Source organism: Curtobacterium sp. BRB10 (assembly GCF_031844325.1).
GTDB classification, from domain to species: domain Bacteria; phylum Actinomycetota; class Actinomycetes; order Actinomycetales; family Microbacteriaceae; genus Curtobacterium; species Curtobacterium poinsettiae_A.
Genome location: NZ_JAUZVA010000002.1, coordinates 510,617 through 525,877, shown reverse-complemented (window position 1 = coordinate 525,877; position 15,261 = coordinate 510,617). Strand labels below are relative to the sequence as shown.

Sequence of the window (15,261 nt, the reverse complement as noted above, 5' to 3'; positions counted from 1 at the left end):
ACGACAGGTGTACGACAGGTGTCGGGGTGCCCGACGCCGCCGACGGTACGCGGGGCTGCTGATCGGGAGGTGCCGATCGGTAGGTTCGGGACCATGACGTTCAACGACGACTCGCAACTCCGGGGCGGCAAGGTCAAGCGGCGGGGTCGCACCACCGCGATCGGCGGAGGTGCCGTGGGCGTCGGCGCCATCGTGGTGTTCCTGATCGCGCAGTTCACCGGCTTCGACCTGAGCGGGATCGTCGGTGGCGGCAACGGCCTGACGACGATCCAGCAGGGCGGAGAGTCGGTCGACGCCGCCCCCGAGTGCCGGACCGGCCGCGACGCCAACCTGCGCGTCGAGTGCCGGATGGAGGGCGCGGCCGAGTCCCTCGACGCCTACTGGATCTCCGAGGCGCGGTCGCTCGGCATCTCGTACACGTCACCGGAGTTCTTCCTGTTCCAGGACTCCACCGACACCTCGTGCGGGCAGGCCTCGGCCGCGACCGGCCCGTTCTACTGCCCGCCGGACCGTGCGATCTTCCTGGACACCGCGTTCTACGACGACCTGCAGTCGCAGTACGGCTCGTCCGGCGGTCCGCTCGCGCAGATGTACGTCGTCGCACACGAGTGGGGCCACCACGTGCAGCAGTTGCAGGGGTCGTTCGCGAACACCGACCGCTCCGGCACGGGTGCCTCGTCGGGCAGTGTCCGCGTCGAGCTGCAGGCGGACTGCTACGCCGGCGCCTGGGTCGGCGACGCCGCGACCACCGAGGACGCGAACGGCGAGACCTTCTTCGAACCGATCACCCGCTCGCAGATCACCGACGCCCTGTCGGCGGCGAGCGCCGTGGGCGACGACAGCATCCAGGAGCGTGCGACCGGCCGCGTCGACCCGGACTCGTTCACGCACGGGTCGAGCGAGCAGCGACAGCGCTGGTTCCTGCGGGGCTACCAGCAGGGCGCGACGAGCTGCGACACCCTGAGCATCCCGGGTTCTGCCCTCTAGCCGCACCGGTGACGGACGGGCGCGACCCGCTCAGCGGCGACGCGGAGCGTCGCGCGGGGCGCGCCGACCGAGCCTGCGAGGGAGGGGTGCCGGCTGGCACCGGGCCTCCCGTCCGTGGTCAGCGCGTCGGCGCCCGTCGGGACATCAGCGCTCGTCGAGGCGTCAGCGCTCGTCCGGACGTCAGCGCTCGTCCGGACGTCAGCGCTCGTCCGGACGTCAGCGCTTGGTCGGCGTGGGCGACGGGGACGCGCTCGGCGTGGGCGTCGGGGTGGCGTCGGTCGCCCCGGCGGCCGTCACCACGAAGGTGCGGAAGTCGTCGTTCGTGACCGGGGAGGTCAGCTCGTAGCGCTGCCCGTTCACGAGCACCAGCGGCGTGCCGGGGAACTCCTTGAGCGTCGACCCGGGGATCGTGCCGTCGGACACCGCCGTCGTCTGCTCGTCCACCCACTTGGCGTAGTCCTGGTCGGCGATGCAGCTCCGGACGGCGCTGCGTTCCTGCAGCCCTTGGACGCCCGTGACGACGTCGGTGAGCTCGGCGTCCGTCAGGCCCGGGGTGCCCTCGTCCGGCTGCTTCGCGAAGAGCGCCTGGTTCACCGCGTAGAACTGGTTCGGGGAGTGCTCGGCCACGCAGGCGGCGGCGTTCGCGGCGCGGAGGGAGTACTTCGTGCCCTGCGAGCGGTTCGACAGGATCGCGACCGGGTGGATGTCGACCGTGGCTGCACCGGAGTCGACCAGGTCCTCGATGTAGTCGCCGTTCGCCTGCTCGAACTGACCGCAGCCCGGGCAGAGGTAGTCGACGTACAGGGTGATCCGGACGGTGCCGGCGCCGTCGGTCGCGGCGCTGCTCGGCGACGCGGAGGCCGATCCGGACGCGGATGCCGTCACCGGCTCCAGGCCCTGCCCGATGGTGATGCCGCCCTGCGACATGGTCGACGGGCCGGGGCCGGCGGGCTTCACGGAGTCGACCAGCACGAGCGTGACGATCGTCGCGGCGGCGAGGAGCACGACCCCGAGCCCGATCTGCAGGCCGAGCCGGACACCACGCTGGCGTCGCTTCTGCTGGGTCCGGGCACGCTGGGCTCGCTGGCGGGCGGCTTCACGGCGCTCGTTCCGCGCGGCGCGGGCGGCACCCTCGGGGCGGTTGTTCATCGGTGCGTCGTCCTCCTGATCGGTGTCCGCTCGGCGTTCCCCTGCTCGGCGGACGGACCCGGCGATTGTAGTGGGGCGCTCTGGGAAGCCGCCGACCACGGGGAAAACACTGGCGCGCCCGGGTGAACTCGTGTTGTATGAACACCGACAGTCGACGGCGACTGTCCGGGGCCCCTCCGGGCACACCGCTTCACTCGGATCGTCCGGCACGTACCTGCCGGTGAAGGAAGGACCGAACGCTCATGGCGTCCGTCACCTATGACAAGGCAACCCGTCTCTACCCCGGAGGCAGCCGTCCCGCGGTCGACTCCCTCGACCTGGACGTCGCCGACGGCGAGTTCCTCGTGCTCGTCGGCCCCTCGGGCTGCGGCAAGTCCACCTCGCTCCGCATGCTGGCCGGCCTCGAAGAGGTCAACTCCGGTCAGATCCGCATCGGCGACCGCGACGTCACGGACGTCCCGCCGAAGGACCGCGACATCGCGATGGTGTTCCAGAACTACGCGCTGTACCCGCACATGACCGTCGCCGAGAACATGGGCTTCGCGCTCAAGATCGCCGGTGTCGGCAAGGAAGAGCGCGCGACCCGCGTGCAGGAGGCCGCCAAGCTCCTGGACCTCGAGGACTACCTCGGCCGCAAGCCGAAGGCGCTCTCCGGTGGTCAGCGTCAGCGCGTCGCGATGGGCCGTGCGATCGTCCGTCAGCCGCAGGTGTTCCTCATGGACGAGCCGCTGTCGAACCTCGACGCCAAGCTCCGCGTCCAGACCCGTACGCAGATCGCGTCGCTGCAGCGTCGCCTCGGCGTCACCACGGTCTACGTCACGCACGACCAGACCGAGGCCCTCACCATGGGTGACCGCATCGCGGTGCTCAAGGACGGCATCCTGCAGCAGGTCGGCACGCCGCGCGACCTGTACGAGAAGCCGAACAACGTGTTCGTCGCCGGCTTCATCGGTTCGCCGGCCATGAACCTGCTGCCCGCCGACGTCATCGAGGGCGGCATCAAGTTCGGCACGCTCAACCACGCGATCGACCGCGACACCCTGTCGAACGCCCGTGCCGCACAGATCACGGTCGGCATCCGCCCCGAGGACGTCATCGTGTCGCAGTCCGGCGAGGGCCTGCCCGTCACGGTCGACGTCGTCGAGGAGCTCGGCGCCGACGGCTACCTCTACGGTCACGCCGACGTGAACGGCCAGCGTGCCGACATCGTCGCCCGTGTCGACGGCCGTGCGCACCCGTCGATCGGTGACACGATCGTCGTCACGCCGAAGCAGGGCCACGTCCACGCCTTCGACACCGAGTCGGGCGACCGCCTCGACGACAAGGCCGTCGTCAGCGCGTAACCAGCGCACTCCCCCGAGAGCCCGCGCCCGCCTCACAAGGGCGGACGCGGGCTCTCGGCTGTCCCCGACACCAGAGGAACCACCGTGCCCGACTCGATGTCCATCACCGCCGCCACCGTCGACCCCGGCCTGCTCGACCTGCCGTGGGACCTGCCGCTCGCCGACTGGCCCGACGACACGATCGTCGCGCTGCCGAAGGGCATCTCGCGGCACCTCGTGCGGTTCGTGCACCTGAGCGGGTACGTCGCCGCGGTGAAGGAGACCGGCGAAGAGGTCGCCCGGTCCGAGTACGAGATGCTCCGGACCCTGCAGCGCATGGACGTGCCGTGCGTGGACCCGGTCGCGGTCATCACGAACCGCGTCGACGCCGACGGTGAACCACTGCACCCCGTGCTCGTGACCCGCCACCTGCGGTTCTCCCTGCCCTACCGCGCGCTCTACTCGCAGACGCTGCGCCCCGAGACCGCCACCCGTCTGGTCGACGCCCTCGCGCTGCTGCTCGTCCGCCTGCACGTCATCGGGTTCTACTGGGGCGACGTTTCGCTGTCGAACACGCTGTTCCGTCGCGACGCCGGAGCCTTCGCCGCGTACCTGGTCGACGCCGAGACCGGCAAGCTCTACCCCGGCGGGCTGTCGAACGGCCAGCGCGAGAACGACCTCGAGGTCGCCCGCGTGAACATCGCCGGCGAGCTGCTCGACCTCGAGGCCGGCGGCCGGCTCGACGAGAACGCCGACCCCGTCGACGTCTCGAACCGCATCGTCGCCCAGTACCGGACGCTCTGGACCGAGCTCACCGGCACCGAGCAGTTCGACATCAAGGAACGCTGGCGCATCAACGACCGCGTGGAGCGCCTGAACGGGCTCGGCTTCGACATCGAGGAGCTCTCGATCCACACGACCGAGGGCGGCTCACAGGTCCGGATCCAGCCGAAGGTCGTCGACGCCGGGCACCACCAGCGACGACTGCTGCGGCTCACCGGGCTCGACGCCGGCGAGAACCAGGCCCGGCGCCTGCTCAACGACCTCGACTCGTACCGCGCCCGGAACGGCCGTGACGAACTCGACGAGGAGATGGTGGCGCACGAGTGGGTCTCACGGGTCTTCGAGCCCGTCGTCCGCTCGATCCCCCGTGACCTGCGCGGCCGGCTCGAACCCGCCGAGGTGTTCCACGAGCTGCTCGAGCACCGCTGGTTCATGTCCCAGCAAGAGGAGCGCTCCGTCTCACTGCCCGAGGCCACGACCGCCTACATCAACGACGTGCTCCGACACCGTCGTGACGAGCGCCTGCTCATCAACCCGCCGACCTCGTCGATCACCGTGCCGATCCCGGTGCTGGACGACGACGTGTCCGACGAGTCCGACGACGTCGACGACTGGCGCGCCACGGTCTGACGCGGTCTCCGCTCGGTCACGACGCCCCGCCGGGCGGACGCTGACTGGTCGCGGACCGTCGCCTGGGGCGTCGCGCAGCGACGACTCGTGACCACACGGCGGGCACCATCCGACGTGTCCTGACCGTTGGGGGTCGAGAACGCGACCGCCTGGAGGCCCGGCCCACGTCCCGGAGACCGGCACCGGCCCTCCAGACCGTCACGCCCAGCCCCGCACGCCACCGTGAGCAGGAATGGTCGCCTCCCGCTCGGGGAGGCGACCATTCCTGCGCACGAAGTGCTGCGGCTACGCGGTGCGACGGCGCCGCGCGACCTCCCACAGGGTGACGCTCGCGGCGATGCCGGCGTTCAAGGACTCGGTGGCGCTCGAGATCGGGATCGACACGATGGCGTCACAGGTCTCGGTGACCAGGCGCGACAGGCCCTTGCCCTCGGAACCGACGACGATCACGATCGGCCGGTCGGCGAGCTCGAGGCCGTCGAGCTCGACGTCGCCGTCGCCGTCCAGGCCGAGGACGAACAGGCCCATCGACTTGAGCGACTTCAGGGTCTGCGTGAGGTTCGGGGCCATCGCGACGGGCGTGCGTGCCGCGGCACCTGCCGAAGTCTTCCACGCCGACGCCGTCACGCCGACCGAACGTCGCTGCGGCACGATGACGCCGTGTCCGCCGAAGGCCGCGGTCGAGCGGATGATCGCACCGAGGTTGCGCGGATCGGTGATGCCGTCGAGCGCGACGAGCAGCGGCACCTGGTCACGCGAGAACGCCTGCTCGACGATGTCCTCGGCGACGGCGTACTGGTACGCGGGCACCTTGAGCGCGACACCCTGGTGCACGCTGTCGTGGCCGGTGATGCGGTCGAGCTCGGGACGCATGAGCTCGATGATCGGCACGCCGCGGTGGTTCGCGAGCGCCAGGATCTCCTTGACGCGGTCGTCGACCTCGATGCGGGACGCGATGTAGAGCGTCGACGAGGGGGTCTTCGTGCGGAGCGCCTCGAGCACCGAGTTGCGTCCGGTCACCAGCTCGGAGTCGTCGGTCTTGCGTGCCGGCGGACGGCCCGTGCGGCCCTGCGGGGTGCTCGAGGAACCGTGACGGCCCTTGGCCGCTTCGAAGCGGTCCTTCGCGGCCTTGCGCTTGCCGGCGGGGTGGTACGGACGGTCCTCGGCCTTCGGGGTCGGCTTGCGACCCTCGAGGGCCTGTGCGCCCTGGCCGCCGGAGCCGACCTGCTTGTTGCCCTTCCGACCGGAACGGACGGCGCCGGGCCGACCCTTCTTGCTTCCCGAGACGTTCTTCATGCGTAGCTCCTGTTCGGCACTGCCGTGTTCAGGCGATGCTCCAGCGTGTTCCGGACGGCGTGTCCTCGATCGTGATGCCCGCGGCGGCGAGGTCGTCGCGCACGCGGTCGGCCGCGGTGAAGTCCCGTGCTGCCCTGGCGTCCGCGCGCTCCTGCACGAGGCGTTCGACGAGGGCGGCGAGCGGGCCTGCCGAGGTGTCGTGGCCACCGCCCGACCAGTGGGCGGCTCGCGGGTCGATGCCGAGCACCTCCACCATCGCAGCCACCTGATGGTACGCGGTCCCGAGCGTTTCCGCATCGTCGGCGTCCAGGGCGGCGTTGCCGGTGCGCACGGTCTCGTGCAGCACGGCCAAGGCCTGGGGCACGGAGAGGTCGTCGTCCATGGCTGCGGCGAAGGCCTCGGGCACGGCCGGGGCGTCGGCGAGGTGGACGCCCTCGAGCCGGGTCTCGGCGCGCTCGAGGAACCCGGCGATGCGGTCGTACGCCGCCTCGGCCTCGGCCAGGGACCCCTCGTGGTGGTCGATCGACGAGCGGTAGTGGGCGGCACCGAGGAAGTAGCGGACGACGGCGGGACGGGCGGATCCGAGGAAGTCCGCGGCGAAGATCGAGTTGCCGAGCGACTTCGACATCTTCTGCCCCTCGACCGTCACCAGCCCGTTGTGCAGCCAGTACGACGCGAACGGGTCCCCGGCGGCCGTGGACTGCGCCAGCTCGTTCTCGTGGTGCGGGAAGCGCAGGTCGAGCCCGCCGCCGTGGATGTCGAACGCGGGGCCGAGGTACCGGCGCGACATCGCCGAGCACTCGATGTGCCAGCCCGGGCGGCCGGCGCCCCAGGGGGAGTCCCAGTTGGCCGTCGACGGCTCGCCGGGCTTCGCACCCTTCCAGAGCGCGAAGTCACGGGCGTCGCGCTTGCCACGCGGATCGGCGTCGGCGGCCTCGACCATGTCCTCGCGCCGCTGCCGGGTGAGCGCTCCGTAGTCGGCCCAGCTGCCGGTGTCGAAGTAGACGTCACCCGAGCCGTCGTCGGCGGCGTAGGCGTGCCCGCGGTCGATGAGGCGCTGGATGATCTCGTGCATCTGCGGCACGCTCGCCGTGGCCCGCGGTTCGTACGTCGGGGGCAGGATGCCGAGGGCGTTGTACGCGGCCGTGAACTCGAGCTCGACCCGGTATGCGCGGGCGAACCACTCCTCGTCCGTGCCGGCGGCCAGGTCGAGGACCTTGTCGTCGATGTCGGTGACGTTGCGCACCAGGGTCACCCGGTACCCGCGGTGGGTGAGCCACCGGCGCCAGATGTCGTAGACGAGCGCGGACCGCAGGTGCCCGATGTGCGGCGACGACTGCACCGTCGGACCACAGACGTAGACGCTCACGTGTCCGTCGACCAGGGGCACGAGGTCGACGACGGCTGCGGCGCGGGAGTCGTAGAGGCGAACGGTCACGCCTCAACCCTAATCGGCGCGGGGCTGCGGTTTCAGGAGGGACGCACGAGTGCCGTGGCGATCGCCGCGAGCCCGTCGCCACGGCCGGTGAACCCGAGCCCGTCGGTCGTCGTGCCGGACACGGCGACGGGCGCGCCGACGACCGCGGACAGGGCGTCCTGCATCTCGTCGCGGCGACGACCGATGCGCGGCCGGTTGCCGACGACCTGCACGGTGACGGACACCGGCACGAGCCCGGCGTCCGCGAGCAGCGCGACCGCGCCGCGGACGAACACGTCGCCCGTGGCGCCGGCGTACTGCGGATCAGCGGTGCCGAAGCGTCCGCCGATGTCGCCGAGGCCCCCGGCGGAGAGCAGGGCGTCGCACACCGCGTGCGCCACCGCGTCACCGTCGCTGTGCCCGGAGAGGCCGGGTTCGCCGGGGAAGTCGAGCAGCCCGACACGGCAGGGCGAGGCGTCGTCGAAGGCGTGCACGTCGACGCCGAGCCCGAGGCGGACCGCGGCGACAGCGTCCGCCGGGTTGGCACCGGCCGCCGCTCCGGCAGCCGCACCAGCACCAGCACCAGCACCAGCACCAGCACCAGCACCAGCACCAGCCTCGGTCCGCGCCCGCACGATCGACTCGGCCCGGCCGAGGTCCCACGGCGTCGTGATCTTGAAGGCGTCGGCGTCACCCGGCACGAACCGGACGGTGCCCCCGACGGCTTGGAACACCCCGGCGTCGTCCGTCTCGGACTGCGACGACACGGCGTAGGCCTGCCGCAGTGCCGCGAGCGGGAAGCCCTGCGGCGTCTGCACCCCGACGAGCGCCGCACGGTCGACGGTCTCGACGACGACGTCACCGTCGACCCGCTTCACCGTGTCCGTGACGGGGAGCGCCGGCACGACACCCGCACCGTCACCGGCGGCGACGGCCTCGAACACCCGCGAGAACTGTGCGGCGGGCGTGAGGCACCGCGCCGCGTCGTGCACGAGCACCGTGGTGACGGAGTCCGGCAGGACGGCCAGGCCGGCCTCGACGGAACCGTGGCGATCCGTGCCTCCTGGGACGACGGCCGTGTACGCGGCAGCCGCACCCGCGACGGAACCGACCACCTGCCGACACTCGTCCAGGTGCGACGCCGGTGCGACCACGACGACGAGCGTCGGCGACGGCAACGCGAACAGGGGTTCGAGCGCCCGTGCGAGCATCAGCGAACCGGCCACGGGCACGAACGCCTTCGCGGTCCCGATGCCGAGCCGGGTGCCGGAGCCCGCCGCAACGACGACGACCGCCCGGTCCACCCCTTCGGGGAACCGTGCGGTCGTCGTTCGTGCTGTCGCGTTCAGTGCGCTGTCGTCAGGCTCAGGAAGCCAGGACCTCGTCGAGGACGGTCGATGCCTTGTCCTCGTCGGTCTTCTCGGCCAGCGCGAGCTCGGAGATCAGGATCTGCCGGGCCTTGGCCAGCATCCGCTTCTCACCCGCGGAGAGCCCGCGGTCCTGATCGCGCCGCCAGAGGTCGCGGACGACCTCGGACACCTTGATGACGTCACCGGAAGCGAGCTTCTCGAGGTTCGCCTTGTAGCGGCGGGACCAGTTGGTGGGCTCTTCCGTGAACGGCGCCCGGAGGACCTCGAAGACCTTGTCGAGTCCTTCCTTGCCGATCACGTCGCGGACGCCGACCAGGTCGACGTTGTCCGCCGGGACCTCGATCGTCAGGTCACCCTGCGTCACCCGCAGTTTCAGGTAGACCTTTTCCTCGCCCTTGATGACGCGAGTCTTGACTTCAGAGATGGTTGCCGCCCCGTGATGGGGGTAGACGACGGTCTCGCCGACCTCGAATTGCATGTATCAGGCTCCGTTCCCAGACGTCCAGTTTACCACAAGGGCCGTTCCGGTAAGGGGACCCTCAACGCTCACCCCTCCCGGTGATCGCTAGGATGGGCGCGGGGACCGCCCGGTCTCCATCGTGACTTACGGAGGAATCTCTTGCGACCTCGGGTACTCGTGTCCGTCGCCGTTGCGGCAACCATCGCGCTCGGCGCCACCGGGTGCGAGTTCATGTCGCCGGCCCACACCGTCGACATCAAGCAGATCACCGACGGCGTGGACGTCTCGACCGGCAAGGTCGACGTGCGGAACGCGCTCCTGATCTCGGACGACGGTGCGAGCGCCCGCTTCATCGGCACGCTCGTGAACAACGACGACCAGGACGACTACACCGTCTCGATCGAGATCGGCGGCGACACCCAGACCGTCGACGTGCCGGCGAACACCCACGTCGACCTCGCCATGGCCGCGGGTGCGGGCAGCGACGACGAGTCGAGCGTGCAGGAGGGCGACACCACGCAGGGCACCACCGCCGGTGACGCCGAGCCGATCGTGTTCGACAACGCGGATGCGGAGCCCGGTTCGCTCGTGAAGGTCTACTTCAGCTACCCCGACGCCGAGGGCACCTCGGCCAACGTGCCGGTGCTGACGAGCTCGCAGGAGGAGTACCAGACCCTCGCGCCGAGCCCGACCCCGACGCCCACCTCGACGTCGCCGTCCGAGAGCGGCGCGCAGTCGACCGGCGAGGCCGTCCCCGGCACGCAGCCGACCGACTCGCAGACGGACTCGTCCGAGGGCGACAACGGCACCAACTGACGCCGACGGGCGCGGCTGACACCGCGCCCGGACCGTTCGCACAGGAGGCCCGGTGCGAGTCCCACGGACTCGCACCGGGCCTCCTGTCCGTGCGTCTCAGGCCGTCTGCATCAGGCCGTCTGCATCAGGCCTCGATGCGGTACCCGAGACCGCGCACCGTCACCAGGATCTCGGGGGTCGACGGGACCCGCTCGATCTTCGAGCGGATGCGCTTGATGTGCACGTCGAGGGTCTTGGTGTCGCCGAAGTAGTCGGAACCCCACACCCGGTCGATGAGCTGCCCGCGGGTCAGCACTCGGCCGGCGTTCCGGAGCAGCAGCTCGAGGAGCTCGAACTCCTTGAGCGGCATCGGGGTCTCGGACCCGTCGACCGACACCGTGTGCCGCTCGACGTCCATGCGGATGCCGCCGACCTGCAGGATGCCGCTGTCCGCCGGGTCGTCCTCGGTGCGGCGACGGAGCACGGCACGGATCCGGGCGAGGAGCTCCCGGGTCGAGTACGGCTTCGTCACGTAGTCGTCGGCGCCGAGCTCGAGCCCGACGACGATGTCCACCTCCGAGTCCTTCGCGGTCAGCATGATGATCGGTGCGTTCGAGCGGGTCCGGATCTGCCGGCACACCTCGGTGCCGCTCAGGCCCGGCAGCATGAGGTCGAGGAGCACCAGGTCGGGGTTCTCCGCGTCGAACTTCGACAGCGCGGTCACACCGTCGGCAGCGACGGAGGTCTCGTACCCCTCACGCTGCAGCAGGAACTCCAGGGGCTCGCTCAGGGCCGGCTCGTCGTCGACGATGAGGATCTTGGTCACGATGGCTGCTCTTCCAGTTGCTCTTCGAGTGCTGTGGTCAGTTCGGGATCTGCCTCGGGCAGACGGATGGTGAAGGTCGAGCCCTTGCCGGGCTGCGACCAGACGCGCACGTCACCACCGTGGTTGCTGACGACGTGCTTGACGATCGCGAGCCCGAGGCCGGTGCCCCCGGTGGCGCGCGACCGTGCGGGATCGACACGGTAGAACCGTTCGAAGACGCGGTCGAGGTCGGCCTCGGGGATGCCGACGCCCTGGTCGGTGACGGCGATCTCGACGAATCCCTTCGACGACCGGACGCCCACGCCGACGCGGGTGTTGTCCGGCGAGTACTTCACCGCGTTGGCGATGAGGTTCGACACCGCGACCTGCAGCAGTCCCCGGTCGCCCATCACCCGCAGCTTCGACTTCTTGGCGCGGATGATCTCGATCGAGCGGGCTCGGGCGACGACCTCGTTCGCATCGATCGCAGCCTGCACGATCTTGTCGATGCCGGTCTCCTCGCTGTTCTCGAGGGCGTCGACCGACTGCAGCCGGGACAGCTCGATGATGTCCTTCGTCAGCGCCCCGAGCCGCTCGGACTCGGTGATGAGCTGCGCGGCGAACTTCTTCACGTGCACGGGGTCGTCGGCGGCCAGGACGAGGGTCTCGGACAGCAGGCCGATGGCGCCGATCGGCGTCTTCAGCTCGTGCGAGATGTTGGCGACGAAGTCGCGGCGGACCTCGTCGATGCGCCGGCTCTCGGTCAGGTCGTCCGCCGTGAGCAGGACGTACCGGTTGCCGAGCTGGGCGGCACGGAAGCTGAGGTAGCCGATGAGCTCCCCGTGGCGGCCGCGCGGCAGCTCGAGGTCCTCCGACCCCATCTCCCCGCTCTTGCGCACCCGGTCGATGAGCTCGAGCAGCTCGTGGTGCACCAGGCGTCGGCGCACGACGAGCCCGGCGGTGAGGGCCTGGGGGGATGCCGCGACGACGGTGTTCGACGGGTCGATGACGACCGCCGGGTTGTGCATCGTCGCGATGACCGCTGCGACGCCGTCCGGCAGGGTCCGCTCCGCCACGTCGGCAGCACGTGCCGTCCGCTCGGCGGTGATGATCAGCACCACGACGCCCGCGCCGAAGACCCCGCCGAGGAGCATCGACAGTGGCACGAGCCACGCGTTGTCCATGCCGCCAGTGTAGGGATGGTCATGCGGGGTTCCGGTACCGTTCACCGTCTGCGGAAGGCCAGAACGCGAAGCGTTCAGCCCCGCGTCACCGTTCGTTCACCTGGGCTGACGACACTCGTCCGGTACGCAGAGAGAGGTACTCCCCCATGCGCGAAGTCTTCCAGCAGGAACTCCAGGACGTCCAGGAGCGACTGACCGAGATCGCCGGGCTCGTCGAGTCCGCCATCACCCGAGCCACCCAGGCCTTCAGCGACTCCGACGTCGCCCTCGCCGAAGAGGTGATCGCCGACGACGAGAAGATCGACCTCGCTGCGAACAGCCTCGACGAGATCGCGATCGACATCCTCGCCCGCCAGGCACCGGTTGCCCGTGACCTGCGCGTCGTCGTCACCGCCCTGCGCGTCAGCTCCTCGCTCGAGCGCATGGGCGACATGGCCGAGCACATCGCGCAGCTCGCCCGCCAGCGCTTCCCCGAGAAGGTCGTGCCGAAGGGCCTGCGCAGCACCTTCAAGGAGATGGGCCGGCACGACGTCGCGATGGCGCAGAAGCTCACGCGGCTGCTCGCCACCGAGGACATCGCGCTGTCGGCCGAGATCCGCGACGAAGACGACGCCGTCGACGAGCTGCACGCCAGCGTCTTCGACTTCGTGCTCGGCGAGGCCTGGAAGGGCGGTCCGATCGACACCGTCGACGCCACGCTGGCCTCCCGCTACCACGAGCGCTTCGCCGACCACGCGGTCTCGATCGCGAAGAAGGTCGAGTACCTGGCGACCGGCGACTGGACCGGCGCGTCCACCTCGACCGCGGCGGTCTGACCCGACCCGATCGGTCTGCGAGGATCGTGGCATGGCCCAGGTCGCGATCATCGTCAACGGCATGCCCGGTTCCGGCAAGAGCAGCATCGGCACGGCCCTCGCCGAGGTGCTCGGCTGCCCGTTCCTGTCGAAGGACCGCATCAAGGAGCCCCTCGCCGACGTCGTCGGCCCGATGATCGCCTCGCGTCCGCTCGGTGGCATCGCGATGGACACGATGTGGTCCATGGCGCGGGCCGTGGAGAACGGGGTCGTCCTCGACGCGGTGTGGCTGCCGTCCCGTGACCGGGACCGCCTGGAGGCCGGACTCGCGTCCGCCGGGTCGCCTCGCGCCGTCGAGGTGTGGTGCGACACGGACCGCGCCACCGCCGAGCAGCGGCTGCGCGACCGGTACGAACCGGGCACCGTGCCGGTGCGGCACGAGGTGCACGGGGACCTGGCCGACGTGCTGGCCTTCTGGGACGAACACGGCGAGGACGCCCGCCCCGTCGGGCTGCCCGGCGTCCCGGTGATCCGGGTCGACACGACGAAGCCCTACGACGTCGGGGGTCTGGTGCAGGAGATCGCGTCGCACTTCGTCTGAGCGCTGCGACCGGTACGACGAACGCCCCGCCCGGATGCCGGACGGGGCGTTCTCGCGGGTACCGCTACTTCTTGGCGCCCTGGGCGGCCACGGCGGCGGCACCGGCCGCGGCGGCCTCGGGGTCCAGGTAGGAGGCGGGCTTCGTCGGCGTGAAGTCGTCGTCGAGCTCGTACACCAGCGGGATGCCCGTCGGGATGTTCAGGCCGGCGATGTCGTCGTCGGAGATGCCGTCGAGGTGCTTCACGAGCGCACGCAGCGAGTTGCCGTGGGCCGTCACCAGCACGGTCTTGCCGGCGGCGAGGTCCTTCGTGATGTCCGACTCCCAGTACGGCAGCAGACGGTCGATCACGAGCTTGAGCGACTCGGTGCGGGGCAGCTGGTCGCCGAGTTCGGCGTAGCGGCGGTCACCGAACTGCGACCACTCGGCGTCGTCGGCGATGGGGGGCGGCGGGACGTCGAACGAGCGGCGCCACTCCATGAACTGCTGCTCGCCGTACTCGGCGAGGGTCTGGGCCTTGTCCTTGCCCTGCAGGTCGCCGTAGTGGCGCTCGTTGAGGCGCCAGTCGCGCTTCACCGGCAGCCAGGCCAGGTCGGCTTGCAGCAGCGCGATGTCGGCCGTCTGGATCGCCCGGGTCAGGAGCGAGGTGTACAGGACGTCGGGGACGATGCCGGACTCGGCGATGAGGTCGCCGGCGCGCTTCGCCTCCTTCTCGCCCAGCTCGCTGAGCCGGACGTCGACCCAACCGGTGAACAGGTTCTTCTGGTTCCAGTCACTGTTGCCGTGACGGAGCAGGACGAGCGTGGAGGTCATGCCTCCGAGTCTACCGAGCGGTACCGGCCCCGTACCCTTGACGCATGCCCATCGGGAACGTGACGCGCGGGACCACCGGGTACAACCGGCTCCGCCGCGTCGACCGGTGGATCGCGACCCTGCCGGTGCTGCGCCGGACGGACGACCCGCTCGTCGCCGACGTCGGCTACGGGGCGTCGCCGACCACCACCCTCGAACTGCGCGACCGGCTGGCCGCCGTCCGACCCGACGTCGAGGTGACGGGAATCGAGATCGAGCCCTCGCGGGTCGCACTCGCGAACGCCGGGACCCGCGACGGCGTGACGTTCCGTCTGGGGGGCTTCGAGACGCCGACGCCCGGGCAGCGCCGACCAGCCGTCATCCGCGCGTTCAACGTGCTGCGGCAGTACGACGAGTCCGCGGTGATCGGGTCGTGGCGGATCATGCAGGACCGGCTGCAGCCCGGCGGTGCGCTCGTCGAGGGGACCTGCAACGAGGTCGGCCGGGTGGCCTCGTGGGTGACGCTCGACGACGTCGCGCCGCGGACCTTCACGGTGTCGCTCCGGCTCGCCGGGCTCGACGTGCCCTCGATCGTCGCCGAGCGGCTGCCGAAGGCCCTGATCCACCGCAACGTCCCCGGCGAACGGGTGCACGCCTTCCTGCGGGACCTCGACCTGTCGTGGGCGGTCGCCGCACCGCTCGGCACGTACGGGCCCCGACAGCGGTGGATCGCCACGGTGCGCGGGATGCGTGACCGCGGCTGGCCGGTGCTGCACGGGGTGACGCGCTGGCGGCTCGGCGAGCTCAGCGTCCCGTGGTCGGCCGTCGAGCCCGCCTGACCCTCCGACGCAAAACACCGGTGTTCGCGCTCCGAACAC

General features: G+C 70.6%; 15 protein-coding genes. 7 read left to right on the top strand and 8 right to left on the bottom strand.

Annotation, left to right across the window (positions count from 1 at the left end):
- Positions 1–93 precede the first annotated feature (93 nt).
- A complete protein-coding gene (locus tag Q9R26_RS06360) occupies positions 94–987 on the top strand; it encodes a neutral zinc metallopeptidase (RefSeq protein WP_311226819.1) in 894 nt (297 codons plus the stop codon).
- A gap of 216 nt (positions 988–1,203) precedes the next feature.
- Here Q9R26_RS06360 and Q9R26_RS06355 read toward each other — a convergent pair whose 3' ends face one another.
- On the bottom strand, positions 1,204–2,136 hold the full coding sequence (locus Q9R26_RS06355; protein WP_259579132.1) for a DsbA family protein: 933 nt from the start codon (positions 2,134–2,136) through the stop codon (positions 1,204–1,206).
- A gap of 242 nt (positions 2,137–2,378) precedes the next feature.
- Between Q9R26_RS06355 and Q9R26_RS06350 the strand changes: the two genes are divergently transcribed.
- The gene (locus Q9R26_RS06350) at positions 2,379–3,479 is read left to right on the top strand and encodes an ABC transporter ATP-binding protein (RefSeq protein WP_182065331.1); all 1,101 of its coding nucleotides are present in this window, start codon (positions 2,379–2,381) and stop codon (positions 3,477–3,479) included.
- An 84-nt stretch (positions 3,480–3,563) separates the two neighbouring features.
- On the top strand, positions 3,564–4,871 hold the full coding sequence (locus tag Q9R26_RS06345; RefSeq protein ID WP_182065332.1) for a DUF4032 domain-containing protein: 1,308 nt from the start codon (positions 3,564–3,566) through the stop codon (positions 4,869–4,871).
- 285 nt (positions 4,872–5,156) lie between these two features.
- Here the strand turns inward: Q9R26_RS06345 and rlmB are convergent, their stop codons facing one another.
- Genes rlmB through Q9R26_RS06325 form a run of 4 tightly spaced genes read right to left on the bottom strand, consistent with a single transcriptional unit; the run spans position 5,157 to position 9,432 of the window.
- Entirely contained in the window at positions 5,157–6,167 is a 1,011-nt protein-coding gene (rlmB, locus tag Q9R26_RS06340) for a 23S rRNA (guanosine(2251)-2'-O)-methyltransferase RlmB (protein ID WP_182065333.1), read from the bottom strand.
- Between the two features lie 28 nt (positions 6,168–6,195).
- A complete protein-coding gene (cysS, locus tag Q9R26_RS06335) occupies positions 6,196–7,605 on the bottom strand; it encodes a cysteine--tRNA ligase (protein WP_209135291.1) in 1,410 nt (469 codons plus the stop codon).
- Positions 7,606–7,637: 32 nt separating this feature from the next.
- Positions 7,638–8,933, bottom strand: coding sequence for a 2-C-methyl-D-erythritol 4-phosphate cytidylyltransferase (ispD, locus tag Q9R26_RS06330; RefSeq protein WP_396136817.1), 1,296 nt, complete (start codon positions 8,931–8,933; stop codon positions 7,638–7,640).
- Between the two features lie 16 nt (positions 8,934–8,949).
- A complete protein-coding gene (locus tag Q9R26_RS06325; protein WP_017888066.1) occupies positions 8,950–9,432 on the bottom strand; it encodes a CarD family transcriptional regulator in 483 nt (160 codons plus the stop codon).
- 141 nt (positions 9,433–9,573) lie between these two features.
- Here Q9R26_RS06325 and Q9R26_RS06320 point away from each other — a divergent pair, with 141 nt between their 5' ends.
- Positions 9,574–10,230, top strand: a complete 657-nt coding sequence (locus Q9R26_RS06320; protein WP_311226817.1) for a hypothetical protein — start codon at positions 9,574–9,576, stop codon at positions 10,228–10,230.
- A 124-nt stretch (positions 10,231–10,354) separates the two neighbouring features.
- On the opposite strand, the gene Q9R26_RS06315 is transcribed toward Q9R26_RS06320, so the two are convergent.
- Both Q9R26_RS06315 and Q9R26_RS06310 read right to left on the bottom strand, forming a co-directional pair.
- Entirely contained in the window at positions 10,355–11,035 is a 681-nt protein-coding gene (locus Q9R26_RS06315; protein WP_027466611.1) for a response regulator transcription factor, read from the bottom strand.
- Positions 11,032–12,198, bottom strand: coding sequence for a cell wall metabolism sensor histidine kinase WalK (locus tag Q9R26_RS06310; protein ID WP_182065337.1), 1,167 nt, complete (start codon positions 12,196–12,198; stop codon positions 11,032–11,034). The genes Q9R26_RS06315 and Q9R26_RS06310 overlap by 4 nt, the downstream gene beginning before the upstream one ends.
- 146 nt (positions 12,199–12,344) lie before the next feature.
- Here Q9R26_RS06310 and phoU point away from each other — a divergent pair, with 146 nt between their 5' ends.
- Positions 12,345–13,013 (top strand): phosphate signaling complex protein PhoU, encoded by a 669-nt coding sequence (gene phoU / locus Q9R26_RS06305; RefSeq protein WP_027466613.1) that lies wholly within the window; start codon positions 12,345–12,347, stop codon positions 13,011–13,013.
- Positions 13,014–13,044: 31 nt separating this feature from the next.
- The gene (locus Q9R26_RS06300; RefSeq protein ID WP_182065338.1) at positions 13,045–13,593 is read left to right on the top strand and encodes an AAA family ATPase; all 549 of its coding nucleotides are present in this window, start codon (positions 13,045–13,047) and stop codon (positions 13,591–13,593) included.
- A 64-nt stretch (positions 13,594–13,657) separates the two neighbouring features.
- Here the strand turns inward: Q9R26_RS06300 and Q9R26_RS06295 are convergent, their stop codons facing one another.
- Positions 13,658–14,404, bottom strand: coding sequence for a phosphoglyceromutase (locus tag Q9R26_RS06295; protein WP_182065339.1), 747 nt, complete (start codon positions 14,402–14,404; stop codon positions 13,658–13,660).
- Between the two features lie 44 nt (positions 14,405–14,448).
- Here Q9R26_RS06295 and Q9R26_RS06290 point away from each other — a divergent pair, with 44 nt between their 5' ends.
- Positions 14,449–15,222 (top strand): class I SAM-dependent methyltransferase, encoded by a 774-nt coding sequence (locus Q9R26_RS06290; RefSeq protein WP_182065340.1) that lies wholly within the window; start codon positions 14,449–14,451, stop codon positions 15,220–15,222.
- Positions 15,223–15,261: the final 39 nt, after the last annotated feature.